The 24227-nt window shown below is 68.3% G+C and carries 22 protein-coding genes and 1 pseudogene; 8 read left to right on the top strand and 15 right to left on the bottom strand.

The window, feature by feature from the left end:
- Positions 1-141 precede the first annotated feature (141 nt).
- Complete coding sequence (locus tag AB0L65_RS31715; protein WP_364252563.1) at positions 142-1392, bottom strand: MFS transporter; 1251 nt, start codon at positions 1390-1392, stop codon at positions 142-144.
- A 262-nt stretch (positions 1393-1654) separates the two neighbouring features.
- Between AB0L65_RS31715 and AB0L65_RS31710 the strand changes: the two genes are divergently transcribed.
- Positions 1655-1954, top strand: a complete 300-nt coding sequence (locus AB0L65_RS31710; protein WP_364252560.1) for a hypothetical protein — start codon at positions 1655-1657, stop codon at positions 1952-1954.
- 74 nt (positions 1955-2028) lie between these two features.
- Here AB0L65_RS31710 and AB0L65_RS31705 read toward each other — a convergent pair whose 3' ends face one another.
- Positions 2029-2589 (bottom strand): CHRD domain-containing protein, encoded by a 561-nt coding sequence (locus tag AB0L65_RS31705; protein ID WP_364252557.1) that lies wholly within the window; start codon positions 2587-2589, stop codon positions 2029-2031.
- A gap of 256 nt (positions 2590-2845) precedes the next feature.
- Here AB0L65_RS31705 and AB0L65_RS31700 point away from each other — a divergent pair.
- Positions 2846-3268 (top strand): annotated as a pseudogene (locus AB0L65_RS31700) (MEKHLA domain-containing protein); the annotation flags it as partial.
- Positions 3269-3488: 220 nt separating this feature from the next.
- On the opposite strand, the gene AB0L65_RS31695 reads toward AB0L65_RS31700, so the two are convergent.
- From AB0L65_RS31695 to AB0L65_RS31675, 5 genes are read right to left on the bottom strand one after another with little or no spacing between them, the layout of a single operon-like run.
- Positions 3489-4727, bottom strand: a complete 1239-nt coding sequence (locus AB0L65_RS31695; RefSeq protein WP_364252554.1) for an ADP-dependent glucokinase/phosphofructokinase — start codon at positions 4725-4727, stop codon at positions 3489-3491.
- Between the two features lies 1 nt (position 4728).
- Positions 4729-5589 carry a ketose-bisphosphate aldolase gene (locus tag AB0L65_RS31690; RefSeq protein ID WP_364252551.1) on the bottom strand — a complete coding sequence of 287 codons (861 nt, stop codon included), beginning with the start codon at positions 5587-5589 and terminating at the stop codon, positions 4729-4731.
- A gap of 54 nt (positions 5590-5643) precedes the next feature.
- Positions 5644-6495: a carbohydrate ABC transporter permease gene (locus tag AB0L65_RS31685; protein WP_350732893.1), complete on the bottom strand. Its 852-nt coding sequence runs from the start codon at positions 6493-6495 to the stop codon at positions 5644-5646.
- A complete protein-coding gene (locus AB0L65_RS31680) occupies positions 6492-7487 on the bottom strand; it encodes a sugar ABC transporter permease (RefSeq protein ID WP_364252548.1) in 996 nt (331 codons plus the stop codon). The genes AB0L65_RS31685 and AB0L65_RS31680 overlap by 4 nt, the downstream gene beginning before the upstream one ends.
- Before the next feature lie 29 nt (positions 7488-7516).
- A complete protein-coding gene (locus AB0L65_RS31675; protein ID WP_364252545.1) occupies positions 7517-8824 on the bottom strand; it encodes a sugar ABC transporter substrate-binding protein in 1308 nt (435 codons plus the stop codon).
- Between the two features lie 295 nt (positions 8825-9119).
- Between AB0L65_RS31675 and AB0L65_RS31670 the strand changes: the two genes are divergently transcribed.
- Positions 9120-9965 carry a DeoR/GlpR family DNA-binding transcription regulator gene (locus tag AB0L65_RS31670; protein ID WP_364252542.1) on the top strand — a complete coding sequence of 282 codons (846 nt, stop codon included), beginning with the start codon at positions 9120-9122 and terminating at the stop codon, positions 9963-9965.
- A 143-nt stretch (positions 9966-10108) separates the two neighbouring features.
- Here the strand turns inward: AB0L65_RS31670 and AB0L65_RS31665 are convergent, their stop codons facing one another.
- The 8 genes from AB0L65_RS31665 to AB0L65_RS31630 all read right to left on the bottom strand — a co-directional run bounded on the left by AB0L65_RS31665 (position 10109) and on the right by AB0L65_RS31630 (position 18782).
- Positions 10109-11413, bottom strand: coding sequence for a family 43 glycosylhydrolase (locus tag AB0L65_RS31665; RefSeq protein ID WP_364252540.1), 1305 nt, complete (start codon positions 11411-11413; stop codon positions 10109-10111).
- A 75-nt stretch (positions 11414-11488) separates the two neighbouring features.
- Positions 11489-11623 carry a hypothetical protein gene (locus AB0L65_RS31660; RefSeq protein WP_364252537.1) on the bottom strand — a complete coding sequence of 45 codons (135 nt, stop codon included), beginning with the start codon at positions 11621-11623 and terminating at the stop codon, positions 11489-11491.
- Between the two features lie 77 nt (positions 11624-11700).
- Positions 11701-13875: a beta-L-arabinofuranosidase domain-containing protein gene (locus AB0L65_RS31655; protein ID WP_364252534.1), complete on the bottom strand. Its 2175-nt coding sequence runs from the start codon at positions 13873-13875 to the stop codon at positions 11701-11703.
- A 295-nt stretch (positions 13876-14170) separates the two neighbouring features.
- Positions 14171-15592: a PLP-dependent aminotransferase family protein gene (locus AB0L65_RS31650; protein ID WP_364252799.1), complete on the bottom strand. Its 1422-nt coding sequence runs from the start codon at positions 15590-15592 to the stop codon at positions 14171-14173.
- Between the two features lie 26 nt (positions 15593-15618).
- On the bottom strand, positions 15619-16515 hold the full coding sequence (locus AB0L65_RS31645) for an EamA family transporter (RefSeq protein WP_364252531.1): 897 nt from the start codon (positions 16513-16515) through the stop codon (positions 15619-15621).
- A complete protein-coding gene (locus AB0L65_RS31640; RefSeq protein WP_364252528.1) occupies positions 16515-16646 on the bottom strand; it encodes a hypothetical protein in 132 nt (43 codons plus the stop codon). The genes AB0L65_RS31645 and AB0L65_RS31640 overlap by 1 nt, the downstream gene beginning before the upstream one ends.
- Positions 16647-17022: 376 nt before the next feature.
- Positions 17023-17841 carry an ABC transporter permease gene (locus tag AB0L65_RS31635; protein ID WP_364252525.1) on the bottom strand — a complete coding sequence of 273 codons (819 nt, stop codon included), beginning with the start codon at positions 17839-17841 and terminating at the stop codon, positions 17023-17025.
- Positions 17838-18782 (bottom strand): ATP-binding cassette domain-containing protein, encoded by a 945-nt coding sequence (locus tag AB0L65_RS31630; protein WP_364252522.1) that lies wholly within the window; start codon positions 18780-18782, stop codon positions 17838-17840. The genes AB0L65_RS31635 and AB0L65_RS31630 overlap by 4 nt, the downstream gene beginning before the upstream one ends.
- Before the next feature lie 85 nt (positions 18783-18867).
- On the opposite strand from AB0L65_RS31630, the gene AB0L65_RS31625 reads away from it, so the two are divergent.
- The 5 genes from AB0L65_RS31625 (at position 18868) to AB0L65_RS31605 (ending at position 24225) form a co-directional block, all read left to right on the top strand.
- Complete coding sequence (locus tag AB0L65_RS31625; protein WP_364252519.1) at positions 18868-19647, top strand: TetR/AcrR family transcriptional regulator; 780 nt, start codon at positions 18868-18870, stop codon at positions 19645-19647.
- A 195-nt stretch (positions 19648-19842) separates the two neighbouring features.
- Positions 19843-20427, top strand: coding sequence for a sugar O-acetyltransferase (locus AB0L65_RS31620; RefSeq protein ID WP_364252796.1), 585 nt, complete (start codon positions 19843-19845; stop codon positions 20425-20427).
- A complete protein-coding gene (locus AB0L65_RS31615) occupies positions 20424-20984 on the top strand; it encodes a TetR family transcriptional regulator (protein WP_364252516.1) in 561 nt (186 codons plus the stop codon). Before AB0L65_RS31620 ends, AB0L65_RS31615 begins: the two co-directional genes overlap by 4 nt.
- A 34-nt stretch (positions 20985-21018) precedes the next feature.
- Positions 21019-22254, top strand: a complete 1236-nt coding sequence (locus AB0L65_RS31610) for an MFS transporter (RefSeq protein WP_364252513.1) — start codon at positions 21019-21021, stop codon at positions 22252-22254.
- 165 nt (positions 22255-22419) lie between these two features.
- Positions 22420-24225, top strand: a complete 1806-nt coding sequence (locus tag AB0L65_RS31605) for an RICIN domain-containing protein (protein ID WP_364252510.1) — start codon at positions 22420-22422, stop codon at positions 24223-24225.
- Positions 24226-24227: the final 2 nt, after the last annotated feature.

Genomic DNA, 24227 nt, shown 5'->3' with positions numbered 1-24227 from the left:
GCCCCAGGAGCCGACAGTGCCGTGCCACGCCGCGCCGCAGGAACTATGCCGCATCTCTGAGCAAAAGCGCTGATCAGGCACGCAGAGGCTTCACCTGCATCGCGTGCACGTGGGCAAGACACACAGGGACGTTCGAGCGGTTCAGGCCGCCGCCGCAGTCGTCTCGACGCGCCGCGGCGGCACCGCATGACGGACAGTGACGGCGAACAGGAGGAGACCGGCGACTGTCAGCACCAGGCCCGCCCATGCCGTCGAGAGGGTGCCGAGGCCCGCGCCGAGCGTGATCGAGCCACCGACGGCTCCCAGCGCGTTGGCCAGGTTGAGCGATGCGAGGTTGAGCGCCCCCATCAAGGTGGGCGCCTCGGGGGCGTTCTTGGTGAGCAGCACCTGAATCGTCGGGATGGCGAGCATCATGGTCGCGCCGACTCCGAAAAGGGCAGGCATGAGCAGCCAGATCGTTTCGCCTGTTGCGGCGATCGCGATGAGGAACAGCAGGACGCTCCCGTAGCCCAGGACGAGGCCCCGGTACGCATAGCGGTCAGCAAGGCGGCCACCGACCTGGTTACCCACCGCCATGCCGACGCCGAACACGGCGAGCGCCACGGGGATCAGCGATTCATCGGCCCGTGCCGCGTCCGTGACATAGGGACCGATGAAGGTGTAGACGGCGAAGATGCTGGAAATGCCGAGCGCGGCGACGGCCATGATCACCCAGACCATCGGGCGGCGCAGGGCGCCCAGCTCTTGCGCGATGGGCCCGCCGTCGAGGTCGGAGGTGGTGGGCACCCAGAGGAGGATGGCGGCACCGGCGGCCAGGCCGATCACCGCGACCACGACGTACAGCGCCTGCCAGCCGGCCTGCTGTCCGACGAAGGTGCCGAGGGGCGAGCCGACGATCGTCGCGATGGTCAGGCCGGCCATGACGGTCGCGAACGCCTTTCCGCCCTTGCCCGGACCATAGACGTAGGCGGCGACGACGGCGCCGGCACCGAAGTAGGCGCCTTGCACCGTGCCGGTGATGAACCGGGCCACGATCAGCATGCCGACGTTCGCGGACAGCGCCGACAGCAGGTTCCCGACGATGAAGAGAAGGATGAGTGCCAGGAGTAACTGCTTGCGGTTCAGCCGGGCGGCCACGATCGTGATGACAGGGGACCCGATCATGACGCCGACCGCGTAGGCGGTCACGGCGTACGTCGCCTGCGGGATCGAGATGCCCATGTCCGCGGCGAAGAGCTGGATGATGCCGTTGCTGCCGAATTCACCCGTGCCGATGGCGAAGGTGCCGAGCGCGAGAGCGAGCAGAGTGAGCTTCGTGTTCCTGCTGTCGCAGTCCCGCGTGTGGCGCGCTTCCTCGGCTTCGCACTGCGCTCGATAGGCACTGTTGAGCACAGGGAGCCCTCCTTTCGGGCGAGTGTGGTGGTTCCGTGCGGCGATATGTCACAGGTTGGTCAGGCTCTGTGGCCCCTCGCGCGCCTCGTCATAGCGGATCAGCGCTGTTCCCGTGAAGTTACGCAGGATCACTTGATGAAGACTGAAGGTTCACTGGATCCGTTCCCGAGCCGGTCCAAGGCGGATCATCGACCCCCGTTTCCCACGCACGCGTATCCACTCGTCGTCAAGAGGCCCTGCCTACCTTCGCAAGGCCACGTTGGTGGACGGCGACCTGCCGCACTACGGCCGTGTATGGACCGGATACGCGCACCTGGTCATCGGGCCGCATCACCACGAGGCCGACCAGGACGAGGAGTTCGACGAGGTCCACACCGGTCTCGACCACATCTCCCTGCGGGTCGAAGGACGCGCGGGGTTGGAGGCCTGGGCGAACTGGCTCGACTGCATCAGAGTCTCGCATTCCGGCATTCAGCGGCAGACGAAGCCGTTCGTCTGCTCGACGATCGTCTTCCGCGACATCGACAACATCCGGCTCGAAGTCGTCGCCATCGACGTCTGAAACGTGGGTGCGAGCCGGCCTTCCCGAGCCCTCAGGACGCCGGCCCACACGGGCTTCACCTCGCGGAGATCGGTCTACCAGCGGCCGCCCTTGTGGAGCTGGCCGCGGACCGCGCCATCGGGGAACTGGGAAGTGTGCAGGTTGGCGTACCAGTTCTTGGGCTTGTTCTTGATGTCCCTGAGCAGGCTGCTCTTGACGCGAACGGAGCCGGAAGCGGTGTTGCCGCGAACGCGGCCGTTGGACAGCAGGTCGATGACGACGGGGCCGTTCACGCCCGCCTTGCCCCGGTGGATGTGGAAGGCGGTCGGCCTGCCGGTGTTCCTCCACTGGACGAAGAAGGAGAAGCGGTCGCCGCTGATGCGGAACTTGGCGACGGCCACGCCGTTGGGGTCGTTGACCTTCTTGCCCCGTTCGGGCACCTCGTTCCGGCCGAGGAGTCCGGCGGCGAAGTAGTACTTGGGCGAGCTGGTCGTCTGGCTGTGCGCGGTCACCCCGGCGGTCTGGGACGCGGCGGCCGCGGGGGTGGCGACCACCGAGCCGGCGACCACCACGGCTACCGCCCCTGCCGCCGTCGCGCCCGCGAGCACGCGCGGCCACGACATTCGACCTCTGCCCACCTTCGTTAATTCGTTCATTGCGACTCTTCTTTCTTGGTAGCCCCGTGCGGCACTTTCACCTCCACAGACGGTAGGGATGACGATAGTGGGCCCTCTGCGTACAAATTCACATTAGACCTGTGATGAATGACACACGGCCGGTCACGCCTACGGAATCAGCGGCGAATTCATTAAAAGTCCAGTCGCCGTCAACAAACTCTTCTCTCATTTCCGTGCCACTGAATGGAAAGCGCGGGATTCCACTTTCCGTCCAGTTCTTGTCAAGTACGCCCGGGTGACATTGGGCGCAAGATCCTCTCCGACGCGGCAAAAGAACGACCTGCCGGCGCGCTCCCACCTGCGCTTCGTCGGCACCCCGCCGGTAGGCCCCGAGGCCACGGCGCAGTGGCTGGAGGAGGCACCCTTCGGCGTGCTGGCGCACGACGGGGCGGACGACCCCCGCTTCACCTACGCGAACGTCACCGCCCAGCGATGCTTCGAGTACGACCGGGCGGAGTTCGTCGGCCTGCCCTCCCGGCTCTCGGCGGAGCCGGACCGGCGGGAGGACCGCCAGGCGCTCCTGGACGCCGTGCGCCGGGACGGCTTCGCGACCGGTTACCGGGGACGGCGCATCGCCAAGTCCGGCCGCCGGTTCTGGATCGAGGACGTGACGGTGTGGAACCTGGTGGACGGCGACGGCCTGCTCGTGGGCCAGGCGGCGACCTTCCGACGCCCGCCGGACGCCGCCGAGCGGCTTCGCGTACTGCACGCCGTAGCCGCCGAGCCCGCTGACGACGACCGTGCGGCCCCCTCCGAGCCTTCCCCCTGTGCAGAGTTGCTCGTTGCCCTCATGGCACTGCCGGCAGGCTCCGTCGCCCCAGGCCGGATCCACGACCACCGGATCGCCTTCCGGGACATCGACAACGTTCAGCTGGAGGTCATGGCCGTCGGCGTCTGACGCTTGACGCGGACATGCTCCGACCGCTTGAACCGCCCAGGGAGACCGCGGCGAGGAAACCGCCGACGAACGCGTCGCCGAGCCCGATGGTCGTGGGCGCGGCGACGTCAAGCTCGAAGCCGGGCAGGCAACGAACAACCCCGCCCATTCGGCGTTCCAGAGCCGCGGCGAACTCCACCGCCTCCGTTCGCCTCGGCCGGTTCTGCATGAGTTCGTACTGGTGATCCGTGTACGCATCGCCGTGGCTGTAGCGGGTGCTGGCGATCACGATGCCCTCGTTCAGTGGCTCCGCGTACTCGCCGGCTCTCTCGCCGAATGCCGCCGACCAGTACTTGGTGTGCACCACCAGAGTCTTCACGGGGATGAGAGCCTGCAGCGATTCGAGGGCACGCGCCACCTCCGTCACGGAGAGCAGGTTGACGGCGTAGCCCAGGTGCGACTGCATCTCGTCTTCGTTCAGTCCGTAAACGTCGATGACGTCCAGAAGCGCGTCGCGGACCCGTTGGTTGAGGCCCGGCTCGTGGAAGCCGGCATCCTCGTAGTAGACGACCGCCTCGGCCGGCAGTTGCCGCATGTGGCTTCGCAGCGCGGAAAGACGCCGGTCGAGAGTTCGCCGGTCCCGTATCGCGTTGAAGCCCGAGATCAGAAAGACCCGTGCGTCGCCGAGCAACGAGCCCAGCTCATCACTCAGCAGCATGGACTCGTTGTCCGGGTCGTTGACGTAGATCAATCTGTTCGGAAACGGCGCACGGATGTCGATGTCACCTGCCCGAACCCGCATGCCCTGGTCGTACTGCACGATCAGGTGCGGATAAAGGGTGTCCTGGTCGCCGCTACAGATGTAGTCGCAGCTTGCCGGCAGCAGGCGGCGGACGATGTCGTTGAGGCTGACCAGGTGCAGGGTGGACGGTACGCCGAGCCGGCTCATCTCCATCGCCGCTCGAACGGAGGTCCCGCCCAGAGTCGTTCGTTTGGGGAACCGCCCGGCGAACGCGTTCAGGCATTCGGAGGAGGCGACGAAGTGCTCGCCTCCTCCGCCCTTTTTGAGGTAGGTGAGAATCGAGATGACCAGCTCACGCTCGTTGGTCACGGTGACCGACGACGTCAGCTCGGCATCGCGGATCTGATACTCGCCGACCAGTTGCTCCAAGGTCGACGAGGACAGCTTGAGTTCGTAGTCGACGCATCCCCCCAAGCCCAGGACCACACGGCTGGTCATGTCAGTAGAGAGACGCCTTGCCGGCCGCTTCGAAGAGGTCGATCTTCTGCCCGGCCACCACCTTCATCGCATCGATGCACGGCGGCTGGATGGAGTTGGGCTCGCGCAGGCCCTCATCGGCCAGGACCTCGCGCATCTTCATGTGGTAGGCGGCCTTGATGTCACTGGAGATATTGATCTTGTTGATGCCGAGCTTGACCGACTCCGCGATCTCGTCGTCGGGATTGCCCGAGCCGCCGTGCAGCACGAGGGGGATCTTGACCCGGTCCTTGATCTCCTTCAGCAGGTCGAGCTTGAGCTCCGGCTTCAGGGTCTTCGGGTAGAGGCCGTGATAGGTGCCGATGGCCACCGCGAGGCTGTCCACCCCCGTCGCCTGCACGAAGGTCACGGCGTCCGCCGGGTCGGTGTAGATGATCGCGTCGCTGCCGTCTTCGGCCTCGCTGTCGGTCTTGCCGATCGTCCCCAGCTCCGCCTCGACCGACAGGCCGACGGCGTGCGCGGTTTCCGTGACCTTCTTGGAGATCGCGATGTTCTCCTCGAACGACTTCATCGAGGCGTCGATCATCACCGAGGTGAAGCCGATCCGGATCGCGGTCAGCATCTCCTGATAGGTCGCGCCGTGGTCCCAGTGAATCGCGATCGGGACGGACGAGCGATGGGCCCGCTGGGTCATCGCGGCGATCACGTCCACACCGATGTGCCGCACCTCGTCGGGGTGGATCCCGATGAAAAGCGGCGCGTTCTTCTCCTCGCTGATGTCCACGATGCCGTTGAACATGGCGTAGTCACTGATGTTGAAGGCGGGCACGGCGAAGTTTCTTTCATTCGCGACAGCCAAGAGCACCTTGCCGGTCGTCAGCATTGCGGTATTTCTCCTTCTGATTGGTTGATTGTCACTCGGGACGGGGACGACGTTTCAGGACTTGACCGCGCCGGAGGTGAGGCCGCCGATGAATCGCCGCTGGAAGAGGAGGAACAACACGAGCACCGGGATGGACCCCAGGATGCTCATGGCCATCATCTGGTTCCACTCGTAGGAGTGCTGGCCCATCAGGAGCTGGATGCCGATGGGAACGGTTCGCATGTCGTCGGTACGGGTGAGGGTCAACGCGAACAGGTATTCGTTCCACGAGATCATGAAGGTGTAGACGCCGACGGCGACCAGCCCGGGCACCGAAATGGGCACCAGGATCCGCCAGAGAGCCGTCCAGCTCGACGCCCCGTCCACCTTGACGGATTCATCCAGTTCTCGCGGCAGGGTGTTGAAGTACGCGGTCATCATGATAATCGCATAGGGCAAGGTGAACACCATATGCGTGAGGATGAGCCCCGGATAAGTATTGTACAGACCGAGCGCCACCACGAGACCGAAGTAGGGAATGACGAGGGTGATGGGCGGCACAGCCTGGACGGTGACGATCACGGCGTTGACGGATCGCTTCAGCGGGAAGTTGTAGCGACTGAATCCATACGCCGCGAGAATCGCCACGAACAATGTCAGCACGGTCACCGACAGCGCGACGATGTAACTGTTGATGAAAAACCTCAACTGGGTCGCGTCGGCCAGGATCACTTTGTAGGCGTCGAACGAGAAGTTCTCGGTGATCAGCCGTGGCGGAACCTGGAAGACTTCCCCGTTGGTCTTGAACGACGTCGACAGCATCCACACGACCGGAAGGCCGGCGAAGGCCGCGCCGACGCACAAGCCTGCGAGCACGGCGATCTTCGCGCCGAGGCGCCGCCTTTTGCGGGTGAGCACGGTGATCACCTCTCCTTTTGCAGGCGAACGTAGAAGAAGGCCAGAATCATCGTGAGCAGCAGGACTATGACGGCGGCGGCGGACGCGGTGGCGAACTCGTAGCTGCTGAAGGCCTGCTTGTAGGTGTACGTGCTGAGCATCTCGGTGGCATTCAGCGGGCCACCACCGGTGGTCATCCAGATGAGGGCGAACTGCTGGGAGGTCCAGATGAGATCGAGCACGGCCATGCTGAGGAGCACCGGTTTCAGCTGTGGAAGCGTCACGTTGCGAAACTGGCGGAACGTGCTCGCGCCGTCGACGGAGGCCGCCTCGTACAGAACCGGCGAGATTCCCTGCAACCCGGCGAGGATGCTGATCATGAAGAACGGGAAGCCGGCCCAGATGTTGATGAATGTCAACGCCCAGAGCGCTGTGTTCGGCTCGGAGAGCCAGGTCACTTCCTCGCGCATCACGCCGATCGTGGTCAGGATGTAGTTGACCACCCCGGACGGGTCCAGCATGAGCCGCCAGATGACCGCGATCACGGCGACCGTGAACAGCCAGGGCAGGATGTAGACGATGCGGAAGATGGCTTTCGTCACTCCGCCCAGCAACGGGGTGTTGAGCATCGTCGCGAAGGCCAGTCCCAGGCCGAGGTGAGCGACGGTGCTCACGGTGATGAAGATGAACGTGTTCTTCAGCGCCGCCAGGAAGTCGGGATCGGTGAGCACCGTGGTGTAGTTGGCGAGCCCGGCGAAGACCGGATTCTGCTCGACGATCACGTTGTCCTTGAACGAGTAGCTGACCACCATCGCGATGGGGATGATCATCAGTACAAAGATCAATATCAGCGTCGGCGAGAGGTAGCCGTACGGGACGACACCCTGCACGGGGAAAGGCCGCGTCCTTCTCCGTCGGCCCGCAGAGGATTCCGATGCCGATTTTGCGGCTCCCGGGGAGGCCGCCGGATCGAGTTTCGCGGTTTCCATCGATGTCTCCTTGGTTCGGGGGCCGCGCCGCACGGTCGGCGCGGCCCACGAAGTACGGAAGGTCAGAGCACCGGTGCCCAGGCCTGTTGCGCCTTGTTGAGGGCGTCGTCGACGCTCTGCTTGCCGGTGAGCGCGAGCTGCAGCTGCTCATCGAAGCTGCGCATGAGGTCTTCGGACTTCGGCAGCCCCACGAACTCGTTGGCGGGATAGCCCGCCTTGTAGATGTCGAAGGCCGTCTTGAACAGCGGGTCACTCGTGCTGAAGTCAGGCTCGGCCGTCTTGTTGCCGGGGAAGCCGTTCGCCAACGTGCTCAGCTGCGCGTTCGCCTTCTTGTCCATCAAGAACTGGACCAGCTTGAACGCCTCGGCCTTGTGCTCCGAGGACTCGGCGACGCCGATGCCCCAGGACGCGTACGGGATGCCGCGCTTGCCGGTGTAGGCGTCCTCGGCCGGGATCGGCACCACCGTGAAGTCCAGCTTCGGATTGTTCTTCTTGATCAGCCCGATGTGCGCCAAGGAATCGATCACCATGCCGACCTGGCCGGTGGAGAACTTCTCGACCTTGTCCTGCTCTTTCATGGTCAGCGCTCCGGGCGCGATGACGCCGGCGTCGTTCAGGCTCTTGACGTACTCCACGGTGCTCTTGACGCCGGGGCCGGTCAGGTCGGGCTTCCCGTCCTTGGTGAGCATGCTGCCGCCCGATGCCCACAGCCATGACATCACGTCGTTCTGGACGCCGTTGGGAACGGCGGTGTCGAGCGGCAGGGCCCAGCCCTTGACGTTGCCGCCGAGCGCGCTGACCTTCTTGGCCGCCTCCAAGAACTCCGTGCGCGTGCTCGGAGGCGTCTTGACCCCCGCCTTCGCGAGCAGATCGTTGTTGACGAACAGGGGGTAGACGAAGTTGACCACGGGGATCATGTAGGTCTTCCCCTTGATCTGGATCTGGCTCGCGAGCTGGCTCGAGTCGTACTTCGCGGCCGCCATGAGCGCGGACAGGTCGGCGATGGCGCCCTGCTTGGCGAAGTCGCTCACCCATGCGCCGTCGAGGCCGACGACGTCAGGCAGCGTCCTCGACGCCGCTCCGGCCACCAACTGCTGCTTCGTGGACGCGTACGGGCCGCTCAACAGCTTGACCTTGATCTTCGGGTTCTGCGCCGTGAATTCCGACATAAGCTTGTCGAACGATCCCGCCGGCAGCTCCGGCGCCCACCACTGCGCAAACTCCAGAGTGACGGTCCCGTCACCGCTCGATCCCGCGCTCGCTCCCGAGCCGGAACCGCATCCCACGGCCGTGGCGCCGATCATCGCCACCGCCATCACCCCGAGTAGTCGCCTCGTCCGGCCCTGCAACCGGGTGCTGCCTCCGGTCATCGCGACCTCCTTGCTGTACAGGTGTTACCGGTCTCTGCCGGTTTCCGCCACATTAACAACGCGTGTCGCCACCTCACAAGACCTAGTAACGCAAAAACACGCTAGAAACCGCACAGTCCGGCACACAAGCGGAAGGAGCGTGCTGATGCGTGAGACTTCCAGCGCCGGAACGCTCGAAGCTGACGGCATCTCGCCTGATAAGAGCAGCGTTATGCGGTAGTCTGCAGTTCTAGGCCTGTATCACCCCTCTGTTGCGTTGATCAGTAACGCAACTACCGCAGAGATGGGAGGGTCAGTGACCCTTGACGAAGACGACCGGCAGCGTCGTCTACCCGCAGGACGTAAGGCCCAGCTGGCGGCATACGTCACGGAGGCCGGGCAGGTCACGGTCAGCGCACTCGCAGAGCGCTTCGGCGTCTCCATCGACACGATCCGGCGGGACCTGGACCAGCTCAGCGCCGACGGTGTCCTGGTCCGCACCTATGGCGGAGCGGTCAGTCAGGCCACTCTATCTCGGGTCGACCGGGCCGTGGACGTGCGGCTCAAGATGGAAGAACGCGAGAAGGAGAAGATCGCGGTACTTGCCGCATCGCTGGTCAAAGATGGTTCGATCATCATGATCAACGGCGGTACGACCACTCTCGCCGTGGCCCGGAACCTGCGCAACCATCGGGACCTGACCGTGGTGACGAACAGTCTGCTCGTGCCCCCGGCGCTGCCGCCCTCAGCCGTCCGCGACGTGTACGTCTTCGGCGGCGCGGTCCGCACTCTCACGCTGGCCACCATCGGCCCCGTCAGCTTCCGGGCGTCCGACGGAAGCGAGCTGGACATCAGCTGCGATCTGGCGTTGATCGGGGTCGGCGCCGTTTCAGCGGCCGGATACACGACGAGCAACCTCGCCGAGGCGGCGATGATGCGAGAGATGATCTCGCGGGCGACGCGCGTGGCGATCCTGGCCGACTCGTCCAAGTTCGATCGCCGGCTCTTCGCCCAGGTGTCCGAGCTCGGGGGCGCCGACTTCCTCGTCACGGACTCCACGCCGCCGCCTGATCTTCTGGACGCGCTGACGGAGAACGGGGTAGAGCTGATCACGCCGGAAACCCTCGAACACGCCCCCGAAGCCGGTCAAGATCCCCAGTAGATCGGGCGACGAGCGGGTGGCGGCCGATTCGCGTCATGGCCTCTCGAGAACGCCGGTCGGCGGTCCCGACGCCCATTACCGGTACGTGGGCCGGTAATGGGCGCCGGCTGATGGGCGGAGCCATGAGCGGATGGCCGCATGGATCAGGCGATCTCGATGTGGTCCAGCTCCGCCCAACGCGCCTGGTACTGGAAGCGCAGGGTGTTCCACCCGGCGTTCAGTGTGAGCTGGGCCGGCACCTGCGTCCAGTTGTCCCAGCCGCGGTCGGGATAGCTCAGCGTGAACCGCGTGCCCCCGTTCACCGTCACCAGGTGCTGCGCGTCGCCGTACCCGGCGGCATAGGCCACGTACGCGGTGTAGGCCCCGGCGACCGGTGCGAACACCTGCACGTCGACCCAGCTGTCCGCATAGTCGATCTTTGCCACGACGGCACCCTGCGAGGCCCCGGCCGCGCCGGTACGCACTTCGGCATGGTTGAGCGTGCCGCGCTCGGCCTCGTACCGTACCCGGCTGCCGCGCACGACCGGGTAGTCGTTGGCCCAGCCCAGCTCCGCGGTGTACATGTGGCGCGCGTTGCCCACCCAGCCGTGGAAGAAGACGCGGCTCCCGAGCACGTCGGTCCCGCCGGGGCCCTGAACGGCGCCGTCGAAGGTGGCCGTCGTCATCAGCGGCCGGTACGCCTTGGTGTAGGGCCCCGTGAGAGTCCGGGACACGGCGTAGCCGGTGAAGTAGCTGTTCCCCGCGTAGGAGCCGGCCGAGTAGAAGAGCACGTACTGGGAGGGCCGCTTGACGAGCACGGGAGCCTCGATCACCCCGGCCTCCTCGGGCCGGTCGTTGCGGATGAGCTCGGTGCGGCCGCCGACGAAGGTGACGCCGTCCGCGCCGACCTGCTGCAGCCACAGAACGGTGGGCCGGCCGACGGCGTTGCCGTCGTTCTTGTAGACCAGGTACCGCTTGCCGTCGGTGTCGACGAAGCTCGACGGATCGATGTCGCCGCCCTCGCCCGCGTTGCAGACGAGCGGTGAACCGCTGGTCGGCTGGAAGGGGCCGAGGGGGTTCGCCGAGGTCGCGGCGCCGATGCACATGCGCCCGGTAGCGGTGCTGGGGCCGGTGAAGTACATCAGGTAGCGGCCGTCGGGAAGCTGGGAGACGTCGGGCGCCCAGAACCCGCCGTTTCCCGCCCAGGACGGTTTGGCGGGCAGCGCGTCCCCGCGCACGGTCCACGGGCCGGTGGCGGACGAGGCACTGGCGACCTGGATGCGCCCGGCCGAGCTGCTGGTGGAGTAGGCGTAGAAGGTGGAGCCGGCTTGGATGATGTCCGGATCGGGGAAGTCGGCGCGAATCACGGCCGTCGGGGCCACGGCGGCCGCCGCCGGCTCCGGGCCGGTCGCGGGTAGGCAGACCGCGGTCGCGGTGAACACGAGGAAGAGCCGGCCGGGCAGCCGCATGGGGACCTCCGATCATCCGTACTCACGGGTATAGGCCATTCCGGAGCCGCGGAGAAGAGATTTTTGGCATTTCAGTCAGGAGATTCTGAGCGCCGCTGTCAAGATGTCCACCGCCTCCGCGATGGGGAGCGCGCCGGTGCCGGGCGCGGCGTCGGTCACATGGCGCCGGCCGCCGTCCCCGGGAAGATCGCGCGCGAGATCATCGGGCATGCCGGACACGTTCATGGCTGATGCTCACGAGCCGGCTGCCCGTGCGTGCGCGCCTCGCCGTCGGCGGCCCGCGGCCGCTAGCTGGGGAGCCTGGCCTGGGTGGCCGTGGAGACCACCGTGTCCTTCTGGGCCGAGGTCATCAGGCCGGCCGTGACCCACTCCTCCGCGGTGCGGGTCACGGTGGACACGAACGCTCCCTGGCTCGCGAAGGGCGCGTTCTTCCAGACCGCGTCGAGGAACGTCACCGAATCCGCCCGCTCGCGGTTGGGCACGCCGGAGTCGATCCTGCCGAAGACGATGGTCGCCTCGACGCGCCGGAAGTAGGCGTGGTAGCGGTCGGTGTTGTTGATGTAGAGGGGGACGAGCGGCAGGCCGTTCGCCGTGAAGCTCATCGGCCCGGTGGACGTGACGGCGCGCGCGAGGTCCCCGGACAGGGTGAAGTCCCGGTAGAAGGAGAATTGGCGGTAGGTGGTCTGGCTGCTCTTGGCCACCATCGGCACCGGCCCGTAGGCGATGCTCTGGATGGTCGGGATGTCCAGCGCCTTCTCGATCCGCAACGAGAACGGCATCGTGATCCTCACCGTGTCGCCGCTCCGCCACTGCCGGTCGAGCGTGACGTACTCGCCGGGCTTGGCGTCGAGCTGCTGGTCGGTCCCGTTGACCAGGACCGTGAAACCCTTTTCCACCCAGTACGGCACCCGCAGCTTCACCACCAGCCGGCCGTTGCCCGTAACCGTCAGCGTCGTCACCCCCGCGGGGTCGGCCGGGTAGTTCGTGACCTGCCTGATCACGAAGCCCCTCTCGGCCCAGTTGAGCTCCGAGGCCATGTAGAGGTTCACGTAGAGCGTCGAATCGTCGGCGGACCGGAAGTAGATCGAGTCCTGGAACTTGGTGTGGCTCTCCAGTCCGGTGCCGCCGCAGCAGGTGCCGAGGTTGCCGTAACTGCGCGCCGAACCCGCCCGCATCGGGATGAAGTAGGTCAGCAGCGGATTGGTGGTGCTGTCGGTGTTGCGGCGGGAGGCGAGGATCTGGCCGCAGAGTGCCCGTTCGTAATACTGCATGTATTTCGGGTCGGCGGTGTGGAAGAACAGGGCCCGGCTCAGCTTGAGCATGTTGTAGTTGCAGCAGGTCTCGGCGTTGTTGGCGCCCAGGGTGCCGACGATGACGTCGCGTGCGCCGAAGAGCTCGCCGTTGTCGGACGGACCTGCCAGGCCGCCGTCGGTGAACGTGCGGTGCGGGACGACCATGTCCCAGAAGTTCGCGGCCGCGTCGAAGTAACGGCGTTCCTGGTTCTGGTCGAAGACGGACAGGTATCCGATGAACTGGGGGATGTGCTGGTTGGCGTGTTTCCGGTTGAGCGTGTCCTGCTTGTCGACGGTGGCCGCGAGGAGGGCGGTGTTGTCGAAGCACTTGGCCGTCGCGAGGTACTCCGCCTTGCCGCTGAGGGCGTAGAGGTCGGCCATCACGATGTTCATGCCGTTGTACTCGCCGGCGATGTAGATGCCCCACATGCGGTCGAGCTGGGCCCGCGGAAGGTGGCCCAGCCTGCTGTGAACCCAGTCGCCCATCTTCAGCACGATCTCGAGCGCCTGCTCGTTGCCGGCGTACTGGTAGGCGTCGAGCAGCCCTCTCATGATCATGTGACAGGTGTAGTACGGCGCCCAGATCGTGGGATAGGTCGCGTACTGCTCCAGCTGGATGAACTGCGTCTCGGGGTAGGCGGCCAGGAAGCCGGGGTGGCTCGGCCCGCCGGGTTGCCCGACCTTCGCGGCCAGCGCGTTCTGGCACTCGCCCAGCGCGGTGACCATGTAGTCGACCTTGTTCTTGTAGAAGGCGTCACCCGAGCCCGCGTAGGCCAGAGCGAGGGCGCTGAGGAAGTGCCCGCTGTAGTGACCGCGCAGATTGCCGGTCGCGTCGTCCCAGCCGCCGGGCGGCTGCGCGCCCAGCGTGTCCAGACCGGCGTTGGCCCGGAAATTGGCCAGCATGCGGTCGGCCGAATAGGACCGCAGGAAGGTCAGGATGCGATCCCGGTTGGCGGTGAACAGGCTCGCGCCCAGCGTGACCTGGCTGTTCGCGAACGGCTTCACGATCCAGCTGCCGGGCACCGGGGGGTCGTTCTGCTGCAGCGGGGCCATCATGCGGGACGCGGCCCGGGCCGTTCCGGTGGACGTCGCGAACGCGAGCGCGGACGGGGTGGCAACCGCCAACACCGCCAGTCGAAGGGCCTCGCGCCTGGGCACCATTTCTGACATCGCACTGTCCTCTTCGTCGCTCGGGATCCGATGGGGAGGGCATGTGAGCCGCGGAATGGTAGCGCTAACATTTGCGCCTCTGGAGCTGGTCCGCGTGGTCGATGGGGGCTGTTACGTCGGCTCAGGTCGAAGGGGTCGCGCTTCTTTCCAGGCCCACATTTCGGGAGTGTTAACGACCTCATCGGGCTCGTCAAGAGACCGTGAGCGACATTGCGCCTGCCGAAAGCGGTCATCTTCTGTCGTGCTCGCCCGTTGCCGCGGCGAGTGGGTATGGGCCAGGGGTGGGTGGCGGAGATCAGCGGCTGGAGCGCTCGAACGACGCGGCGCCGAGGCTGCGTACCGCGCTCGCCAGTGCCTCCACCCCTTCGGTGATCCGGCCTTCGGTCAGGTCGCCGTAGCCGAGGATCAGTCCCTGGCGTCCCGGTCCGGCCAGCCGGTACGGCCCGACGCCGGCGACGCGTACGCCGTGATCGGCGGCGGCCGCCACCACGTCCTCCTCCCCCATGCCGTCCGGGAGCCAGACCACGAGGTGCAGCCCGGCCGCCACCCCGGTGGGTTCGAAGCCGGGAAGGGACTCGGCGAGCCGGGCGAGCAGGACGTCGCGGCGGCGCCGGTAGACGGGGCGCATCCGGCGCAGGTGGCGGTCGAGTTCGCCGCGTACGAGGAAGTCGGCGAAGGCGAGCTGTTCGATGGCCGGTGAGCCGCGATCGGCCAGCAGCTTGGCCTCGGCGATCGCGCCCGACAGGTGCGCCGGCACCACGAGCCAGCCCAGGCGGAGCCCAGGAGCGAGGATCTTGCTGAGCGAGCCGGCGTAGAGCACGACGTCGGCGGCGAGGCCCTGCATGGCTCCGATGGGGGCGCGGTCATAGCGGTACTCGGCGTCGTAGTCGTCCTCCAGGACGAGCGCGCCGCGGGTCCGGGCCCACCGGACCACCTCCGTACGCGTCCGGGCCGGCAGCACGCCGCCGAGCGGCCACTGGTGCGAAGGGGTGAGGACGACGAGATCGGCGTCCGCGCGCTCCAGAGCGGATGGTTCGATGCCGTCGCCGGTCACCGGCAGGGGGACGACGTCGAGCCCGTGCAGGCCCGCGAGCAGCCGGATGTCGTCGGTCGACGGGTCCTCCACGGCGATCCGGCGCGCGCCGCGGCCGGCGAGCACGCCGATGATCAGCGCCGCCGCCTGCCCGTATCCGCTGGTGATGAGCACCTGGGAGGGATCGGCGGAAGTGCCGCGGACGCGGTTGAGGTAGTCGGCCACAGCTGTGCGCAGCTCGGGCAGACCGTACCCGTCGAGGTAGTTGAGCCGGCTGTGCGGCGCGCTGGTCAGCACCCGCCTGAGCGAGCGCAGCCAGGCCTCGCGGGGGAAGCTGGCCGGGTCGATGCGACCGTACCCGAAGTCGATGTACGGGGCGGCGCTCCGCGGCGGCGAGGTCGTGGCGGCGGACTGCCCGCCTACGGCGGCCACCCGCGTGTAGGAGCCAGGCGTACTGGTGAGGTAGCCCTCGGCGAGGAGCTGGTTGTAGGCCTCGACCACGACGCCGCGGGAGACGCCGATCTCGGTGGCGAGCCGGCGCGAGGAGGGCAGCGAGGCGCCGTGGCGCAGGCGGCCCGTGCGGATGCCGTCGCGCAGGACCGCCTCGATCTGCCGGTGCAGCGGCGTGGCGCCGGTCCGGTCGAGCTCCACCAGCAGATCGTGCGCCAGGGTCGAGTTCACCATGCTCACGCGTCGCAGCGTAGCGAGGCTCAGCCGGCGGCGAAGGCGCCGACGGAGGCCGCGCACAACAGCAGCCCGGCGGCGTGCGTCAGGCTGGTCCGCTCCCGCAGCACCAGGGCGGCCAGGGCGACCGTGAAGGCGGGGTAGAGGGAGGTGATCACGGCTGAGACGGCGAGTGTCGCCTCGCGGGTGGACAAGGCGTACAGCACGGTCGAGCACACACCCAGGACGCCGGGCCAGACCGCCGCCCACGGGACCCGCGCCGCTCCAGCGGGCCGGTCGACGTCAACGGTCCGGCCGAATTCGATGGTCCGGGCTGTGTTCCGGCGGCCGGCCAGCACGAAGACGGCCAGGACGGCGACGGCGGACAGTTGGCTCGCGGCCACCGGCCACAGGCCCGCGGTGTCCCCGGCCCGGTCGAGGCAGACGAACAGGGCGGCGAACCCGAGCCCGGCCAGCAGCCCCTCGACCACCCCACCGCCGCCGCGCCGGCCCGGCTGTGCGGCGACCAGCCAGATCCCGGGGATGGCCAGGCCGACGCCGACAACCGCGAGCGAGGTGAACTCACCGCCGGACAGCAGGTGGACCGGGATGGGCAGACCGGCCGCGCCGACGGCCGACAGCGGCCCGGCCACGTTCATCCGCCCCCGGGACAGCCCGCGGTAGAGAGCCAGCGTGCCGACCGCCCCGCCGAGCCCGGCACCGATCCCCCATCCGATCGCCCCGCCGGTCCCCCATTCGATCGTGCCCATGTCGGGGCGGACGCTGACAGCAAGCGCCGCGGCCAGCCCGCCGATCGCGGCGGCGGACTGCCCGACAAGCCCGACCAGCGCGTAGTGGCTGCGGCGCGACAGCAGCCCACCGAGAAAGTCCGAGGCGCCGTACAGGGCGGCGGCGGCCAGGGCGAGCAGGATCGCCGTCGGCATCAGTGCTCACCACCCGACGTGATGGCGTCGTTCCAGGAGATCAGCCGCTGCCCAGCCAGGCTCAAGGGCGACTCCACACCGACGCCGGTGCCGGCCGGCGGCGGGCTGATGTCCGCGAAGGTCCGTCCCACAATCTTGTCCTCTCTCAGGGCTATCGCGTGCGTTGCCCATGCTGCTGGCGGATTGGACGGAGTGACAGGACCGATTTCGGTCTGTGAGGGAGGTCCGATTTCGCAGGGCCTGGGCCTGCGAAGCGTGTATTCGCCTGACGCCCGGGCAGTGGAAGAACTCGTTCCTGGATAGCGGAAAACCGTGTGCGTTCGTACGCACAGGAGGAGATGAATATGTCCCGGAAGGCGAAGGACGCCTTCAAGAAATAGCGTTCGGCAACGGCGGCGGAAGCCCTTCTGTAATGGGCTTCCGCCGCTGTCCGCACCGGGCATAACCGACCCGGGTGGCCCCGGCCCCGGTCGAGGAGGACACGCGGTCCGCAGATGCCTGGAGCGTTCAGCGTCCTCTGCGCATGTAGGCGCGGAGCGACAGCGGGACGAAGATCACCAGCAGCGCGGCCGACCAGAGCAGGACGGCGGTCACCGGATGCGCGAGTGGCCAGGCCACGTTTCCGGACGGGGCGCCCGGGTTGCCGAACAGCTCCCGTGACGCGGCGGTGAGCGCGCTCACCGGGTTCCAGTCGGACAGGAAGCGCAGCCAGCCCGGCATGCCGTCGGTCGGCACGAACGCGTTCGACAGCATCGTGAACGGCAGGCCCAGCGGCACCATCGCGTCGGCGACCTGGTCGTTCTTCACCGCCAGGCCCACATAGACGCCCGCCCAGCTCAGCGCGTACCGCAGCACGATCATCAGCAGGAACGCCTGGGCCGTGGGGATCAGGCCGCGGTGCGGCTGCCAGCCCACCAGCAGGCCCGTGCCCACCATGATGGCCAGCATCAGCAGGCCGGTCAGCAGGTCGGCGCCGGTCTGCCCGAACGGCACCGCCAGGCGCGCCATCGGCATGGAGCGGAACCGGTCCATCACACCGCGGGAGGCGTCGCCGGCCATCCGCGTCATGACCCCCAACCACGCGGGGAAGGTCACCATCGCGAACAGGCCGGGCATGAGGTACTCGCGGTAGTCGCCGCCGTCCGGCACCTGGATCGCGCTGCCGAAGACGTACCCGAACAGCACCACCATGATGACCGGGAAGACCAGCGCGGCGATGATCTGTCCGGGTTCTTGCCGCAGCCGTCCCAGCTCGCGGCCGACCAGGGTGAGCCCGTCGAGGAGGGTCCAGCGCAGGCGACCGAGCGGTGAGGTGAGTGCGGTCATCGGACGGACTCCTTGCGGTCGGTGAGGCGCAGGAACACCTCGTCGAGGGTGGGACGGCGCAGGCTCACGTCGGCGGCGGCGACTCCGGCGCGGTCGAGTTCGCGCACGATGTCGGCGAGCCGGAGGCCGCCGCCGGGCAGGGCCACGCTGAGCCGATCGGCGCCCGTCGTCGTCGGATCGGTGCCGGTGAGGGTGTTCAGGACGGTCATCGCCGCGGGCATCGCGGCGGGGTCTTCGAGGGTGACGTCGAGGCGGTCGCCGATCGTGGACTTCAGCTCGTCGGGTGTGCCCGTGGCGATCACCTGTCCGTGGTCGACGACGGCGATGTCGTCGGCCAGCTGGTCGGCCTCGTCCAGGTACTGCGTGGTGAGCAGCACCGTGGTGCCGTCCGCCACCAGCTCGCGGACGTTGTCCCAGATCTCGCCGCGGCTGCGCGGGTCCAGGCCGGTGGTCGGCTCGTCCAGGAAGAGCACCTCGGGGCGCAGGATGAGACTGGTGATCAGGTCGAGGCGGCGCCGCATGCCGCCGGAGTAGCCGGCGACCTGCCGATCGGCGGCGTCCATCAGGCCGAAGCGTTCGAGCAGCTCGTCGGCCCGCCGGTGCGCCTCGCGCCGGGACAGATGGGACAGGCGCCCGAACATGCGCAGGTTGCCACGGCCGGAGAGCTGCTCGTCCACGGCGGCGTACTGGCCCGCGAGCCCGATCCTGGCGCGCACCTTGCCGGCCTCGCGGACGACGTCGTATCCGGCGATGCGGGCGTGCCCGGCGTCGGGATCGGACAAGGTCGCCAGGATGCGCACGGCGGTCGTCTTCCCCGCGCCGTTCGGCCCCAGCACGCCGCAGACCGTTCCTCTCGGGACGCTCAGGTTCAAACCCCGCAGGGCATGGGTGTCGCCGAAGGACTTGTGCAGCCCTTCGGCGACCACGATCGGATCGGGCATGACCCCTCCACTGGGTACTTTGTACGCGGTTACGGCGGTCACGCTAAAGCACTGGGTACTATGTACGCAACAAGGAGGTTGAACGGTGACCGACGCCGAGTACGTGAGCATCTGGATGCGGCCCGAGCGCCCCGCCCGCGGGCCGAAACCGGTCTACAGCCGCGCGCAGATCACCGAGGCGGCCGTCCGGATCGCCGACGCCGAGGGGCTGGAGGCCGCCACCATGCGGCGGATCGCCGCCGAGATCGGCGCCGGCGCGATGTCCCTCTACCGGTACGTCCCGAGCCGCGACGACCTGGTCGAGCTCATGGCCGACCGGGTGATGGGCGAGATCGACGTCACGGGCATGACCTCGGGCGACTGGCGCGCCGACCTGACCCGCTACGCCGACGGACTGCGGGCCATGTGGCTGAGGCACCCGTGGATCTCCACCGTGCAACGGTCACTCCCCAGCTTCGGCCCCAACCAGCTGCTCTTGATCGAACGGCTGATGGGAGTGCTCGACGCCTTCGTCTCCATCGACGAGAACCTCGGCCTCATCGCCATGCTGAACGGCTACATCGAGGGCACCGTCCGCGAGGAGATCAGCTCGGCCAGGGAATTCCGCCGCAGCGGGCTCAGCGAGTCGGAGTGGATGGCGCGGAGCTACCCGTACATCGACCGGCTGGTGAAGAGCGGGGAGTACCCGATCTTCACCAAGATCGTGATGGAGGCGCGCCAACCGCACCTGAGCCGCGACGACCAGCTCCGCTACGGGCTCCAGCGCGTCCTCGACTGCATCGCCGCGGCCCTCCCGTCCACGGCCGGGTCTCCGATGCCGGCGCACCGGGAGGGGCGGGAAGAACAGGACGGGCCAGGCTCGTAGTCGACCATCCGAGAGGGCGGCTTCGGCGGCCAGGAGCGAGGCGGCGCCGTCGCCGACGGCCGGCATGCCGGGGAGGGCTGCGCGGACGAGTTGGACGGCGTTGGGGGCGAACAGGCGGTCGATCTCGTCCGGGTCGACGGGAAGAGTGGGCCGATATGTACGTGTGTACATTGGATGTGTACGCTTGTACGTATGATGTCCGACTTCGATGACCGCTCGATGCGCGAACGGATGCTCGCCGGCGACCTCTACATCGCCGACGACCCCGAGCTGGCCGAGCACAACCTGCGCGCCATGGACCTGATGGACGCCTACAACGCGACATCGGCCCGCGATCCGCGGGAACGACGCCGGCTGCTCACCGAGCTGCTGGGCGCGATCGGCGAGGGCACGGAGATCCGGCCGCCGCTGCGGGTCGACTACGGCAGCCACCTCCACATCGGCGCCCGGTCGTTCGCCAACTTCGGCCTCGTCGCCCTGGACGTCGCGCCGATCGTCATCGGCGACGACGTGCAGATCGGCTCCTACGTGCAGCTCATGACGCCGACGCACCCGCTCGACCCGGAGCTCCGCCGGGCGAAGTGGGAGGCCGCCGAGCCGATCACCATCGGCGACAACGTGTGGCTGGGCAGCGGGGCGATCGTCCTGGGCGGTGTCACGATCGGGGAGAACACCGTGGTCGGCGCCGGCGCGGTGGTCACCCGGGATCTCCCGGCGAACGTCGTCGCGGTGGGCAATCCCGCCCGCGTGATCCGCACGATCGAGCCGGGCAGGCCGTGAGCGGCCCCGCCACCCCGCGGCGGCCTCGCCGGCACGACCCCGGGCGGCGGGACCGGCTGATCGACGCGGCGCTCACCGTCATCGCCGAGCGCGGCGTCGCCGGGACGACGCACCGGGAGATCGCCCGCGCCGCGGACGTGCCGCTGGGCTCGATGACCTACCACTTCACGTCGCTGGACGAGGTGCTCGCCGAGGCGTTCACCCGGCACGCCGACTCGGTGGCCCGCGTCTTCGACGAGCGCCTGAGCGCCGCAAGGGACCGCGACGCGGCGGCCGAGGCCGTCATCACGCTCGTCTCGGACGACCTGCTCGGCTCGCGGCACGACCTCGTCCTCACCGTGGAGCTGTATGTGGCCGCCGCGCGCAACCCGGCCCTGCGGGTCGTCACCCAGGCTTGGATGGCGCGCAGCCGCCGGGCGCTGGAGCGCCACTTCGACGCCACCACCGCCCGGGAGCTCGACGCGCTCATCGAAGGGCTCGTGCTGCACAGCGCCCTGTCGACCGACCCGATGACGCTGGAGCAGATTTGCCACGCCATCCACCGGTACCTGCGCTGATCCCCTCCACCGCGCCTACGCGATCGGAACGCCGATGTCCGCTGCCCCTCCCACCACGCCCACCCGCCAGGCCCGCCTGGCCCGCGCCGCCGTCGCCGCGCTGTTCCTCACGAACGGCGCCGTGTTCTTCAACATCGTCCCGCGATACCCGCAGATCAAGGCCGAGCTCGGCCTGAGCAACGCCGTCTTCGGCACCGCGCTGGCCGCGCACCCGATCGGCGCGCTGCTGGCCGGGCTGCTCGCCGGAGCCGCCATCCGCCGCTTCCGCTCCGCGCGCGTGGCGTCGCTGGGGATCGTGGTGACCACTGTCGCGACGCTGTTCATCCCCCTTGTGCCGAACTGGGTCGCGTTCGGCGGCGTGCTGTTCGTCGTGGGCGCTCTCGACGCGGTCGTCGACGTCGCGCAGAACGCCCACGGCCTGCGGGTGCAACGTCTGTACGGCCGGTCCATCGTCAACTCGCTGCACGGCGTGTGGAGCATCGGCGCGGTCCTGGGCGGCCTGATGGGCTCGGCCGCCGCCGGCCTCGACATGCCCCTCGCGGTCCACCTGGGCATCTCCGCGACGCTGTTCAGCGCGACCGCCCTCGTCGCCTACCGCTTCCTGCTCCCCGGCCCGGAAGACGCCGAACGCCCGGCCGAAGCCCAGGACGGCCACCCGGCCGAGGCCCAGGCCGGCCACCCGGCCCGCAGTACCGGTCGGCGCTCGTTCACCGGCGCCGCCATACGGATGCTTGCCGCACTCGGCGTGCTGGCCGCGTGCGGCACCCTCGTCGAGGACGCCGGCGCGTCCTGGGGCGCCCTCTACCTGAGCGGCGACCTGCGCACCGACGCCGCCACCGCCGGTCTGGCCGTCGTGGCCCTCCAGGTCGCCATGACCGTCGGCCGCCTCACCGGCGACCGCGTCGTGGACCGCTTCGGGCAGCGTACGGTCGTGCGTTCAGGAGGGGCGCTGGCCGCGGTCGGCATGGGCGCCGCCCTGGCCATGCCGTCGGTTCCGACCGCGCTGGCCGGCTTCGCCCTCGCCGGGCTCGGCGTCGCCACCCTCGTCCCGGCCGCCATGCACACCGCCGACGAACTGCCCGGTCTGCCCGCCGGCGCCGGCCTGACCATCGTCAGCTGGCTGCTGCGCGGAGGGTTCCTGCTGTCGCCTCCCCTCGTCGGGTTCGTCGCCGACCTCACCAGCCTGCGCGTCGGCCTGCTCTCCGTCGTCCTGGCCGGCGCCGTCACGTTCGTCCTGGCCCGCGTCCTGGTGAACCGCACCCCCGCCTGAACCGCCACGCCCGCCGCCGTTGACACGTCTCGGAAAGGAGATCTACGATCCGATCGAATCGATTCGCTAATCTCCTTGGACGTACCCAGCTGTGCCTGCACCTCTGTACGCCGAATCGATTCCCTTCGTGGCCCTCCCCCCCATCCCTCGAAGGAGCCACCCACGATGACGACCACCCCACGCCGCGCATTGGCCGCGATGCTCATCGCCGTCACCCTCCAGGCCGTCCCGGCGCCGGCGCAGGCCGCGGACGAATCCATCAGCGTCGACTTCTCCGTGGCCGGCGGCGCCCCGGCCTACCGCGCGTCCGGCTGGATCTACGGCATGACGGAGAACGCGTCAGGACCGGCGGACCACTTCTTCCGCGACGTGAAGTTCCGGTACATGCGGGCCGGCGGCGCGCAACTCGGCTCGCCGGGCGGCTGGGTGTCGGGCGCCTACGACCGCAGGTGGAACGCGACGCTGGCCCAGGCCCGCCGGACGATCGCGCTCGGCGGCCAGTTCATCATCCTCCCGCACGACCTGTGGGGAGCCGACGGGTATCCGATCTCGCGCTTCCCCGGCGACAACGGCGACTGGTCCGACTACGACGCCTTCCTCACCCGCCTGATCAACGACGTGCGGGCCGCCGGGATCACCGTGCAGTGGGACATCTGGAACGAGCCCAACCTCTCCCTGTTCTGGAACCGCCCGCAGGCCCAGTACTTCGAGCTGTGGCGCCGCAGCTACCAGCGCATCCGCGCCGCCTTCCCCGGTCACCTGATCGTCGGCCCCAGCTGCGCCTGCGTGCCCTCCACCACGCACCCCTTCTGGAACGCCTACCTCGACTTCGTCCGCGCCGGCAACGTCGTCCCCGACATCGTCAGCTGGCACTCCCTGCCCGGCGACCCGGTGGCCAACGTGGCGGCCGCCAACGCCACGCTCGACGCGCGCGGCATCCCGCATCCGCGGCCATACCAGGTCAACGAGTACGCCGCGGCCAACGAGCAGAACCCGGGAGACGGCGCGTGGTACATCGCCCGGCTGGAACGGGCGGGCGCCGACGGGCTGCGCGCGAACTGGGCCGACGCCGGCAACCTGCACAACGATCTGGCGAGCCTGCTCGTCCGCAACAGCGCGGGCCAGCACCTGCCCAAGGGCGAATGGTGGGTCTACCGCTTCTACGCCTCACAGACCGGCCAGATCGTCTCGGTGACCCCGAGCACGTCCTACGACGCCTTCGCCACCAGGACGACCGGCGCGGCCAAGGTCCTCGTGGGCGGCGGCGGGACGACCGGCAACGTCGCCGTCGGTCTCCGGCGGCTCGACGCCACCAGCGGCATCGTGCAGAACAACCAGGTCCGCGCGGTCGTCCAGCGCATCCCGTTCAACGGCGGCGGCGCGGTCCAGGGGCCGATCACCGTTCAGGACACGGTCCTGACGCTGTCCGGCAACGCCGCCACGCTGAACCTGCCGCACACCAACGCCGACGACACGTTCACCGTCACCCTGCTGCCGCCGTCGGAGGCCGGCTTCCAGTCCGTCGCCGTCGCGCAGCACTCCCAGCAGTGCCTGGACAACACCGACCTCGGCACGGCCGACGGCAACGTGCAGCAGCAGTTCTACTGCGAAGGCGGCGACCAGCAGCTGTGGAACTTCCGGCCGGTCGCCGGCGTGGCGAACACCTACACGCTGGTCAACCAGCAGAGCGGGAAGTGCCTCGACGTGAGCGCGTCCGCCACGGCCGACGGCGCGCCGGTGCGCCAGTGGACGTGCGCGGGCGGAGCGCAGAACCAGCAGTTCACGCTGCGCAAAGTCACCTACGGAGGCAACGACCCCCATGACTACCAGCTCGTCGCCCGCCACAGCGGTAAGTGCGTCGACGTGAGCACCATCTCCACCGCGCCCCGCGCGCCCGTCCATCAGTGGACGTGCAACCCGGTGGGCCAGGCCAGTCCGCTCAACCAGACCTGGCGGCTCTGGGGCCGCTGAGC

The organism is Nonomuraea sp. NPDC052116, assembly GCF_040680035.1.
GTDB lineage: Bacteria > Actinomycetota > Actinomycetes > Streptosporangiales > Streptosporangiaceae > Nonomuraea > Nonomuraea angiospora_A.
Note: the sequence above shows the minus strand (reverse complement) of the source record. Positions and strands in the feature narration are given on the sequence as shown.

Bases quoted from the DNA above. Each gene is read 5' to 3' on its own strand.
- AB0L65_RS31705 (WP_364252557.1), bottom strand. From the start codon at position 2,589: ATGAACGAATTAACGAAGGTGGGCAGAGGTCGAATGTCGTGGCCGCGC.
- AB0L65_RS31695 (WP_364252554.1), bottom strand. From the start codon at position 4,727: ATGACCAGCCGTGTGGTCCTGGGCTTGGGGGGATGCGTCGACTACGAA.
- AB0L65_RS31690 (WP_364252551.1), bottom strand. From the start codon at position 5,589: ATGCTGACGACCGGCAAGGTGCTCTTGGCTGTCGCGAATGAAAGAAAC.
- AB0L65_RS31675 (WP_364252545.1), bottom strand. From the start codon at position 8,824: ATGACCGGAGGCAGCACCCGGTTGCAGGGCCGGACGAGGCGACTACTC.
- AB0L65_RS31665 (WP_364252540.1), bottom strand. From the start codon at position 11,413: ATGCGGCTGCCCGGCCGGCTCTTCCTCGTGTTCACCGCGACCGCGGTC.
- AB0L65_RS31660 (WP_364252537.1), bottom strand. From the start codon at position 11,623: ATGCCCGATGATCTCGCGCGCGATCTTCCCGGGGACGGCGGCCGGCGC.
- AB0L65_RS31655 (WP_364252534.1), bottom strand. From the start codon at position 13,875: ATGTCAGAAATGGTGCCCAGGCGCGAGGCCCTTCGACTGGCGGTGTTG.
- AB0L65_RS31650 (WP_364252799.1), bottom strand. From the start codon at position 15,592: ATGGTGAACTCGACCCTGGCGCACGATCTGCTGGTGGAGCTCGACCGG.
- AB0L65_RS31645 (WP_364252531.1), bottom strand. From the start codon at position 16,515: ATGCCGACGGCGATCCTGCTCGCCCTGGCCGCCGCCGCCCTGTACGGC.
- AB0L65_RS31635 (WP_364252525.1), bottom strand. From the start codon at position 17,841: ATGACCGCACTCACCTCACCGCTCGGTCGCCTGCGCTGGACCCTCCTC.
- AB0L65_RS31630 (WP_364252522.1), bottom strand. From the start codon at position 18,782: ATGCCCGATCCGATCGTGGTCGCCGAAGGGCTGCACAAGTCCTTCGGC.
- AB0L65_RS31620 (WP_364252796.1), top strand. From the start codon at position 19,843: ATGTCCGACTTCGATGACCGCTCGATGCGCGAACGGATGCTCGCCGGC.
- AB0L65_RS31610 (WP_364252513.1), top strand. From the start codon at position 21,019: ATGTCCGCTGCCCCTCCCACCACGCCCACCCGCCAGGCCCGCCTGGCC.
- AB0L65_RS31605 (WP_364252510.1), top strand. From the start codon at position 22,420: ATGACGACCACCCCACGCCGCGCATTGGCCGCGATGCTCATCGCCGTC.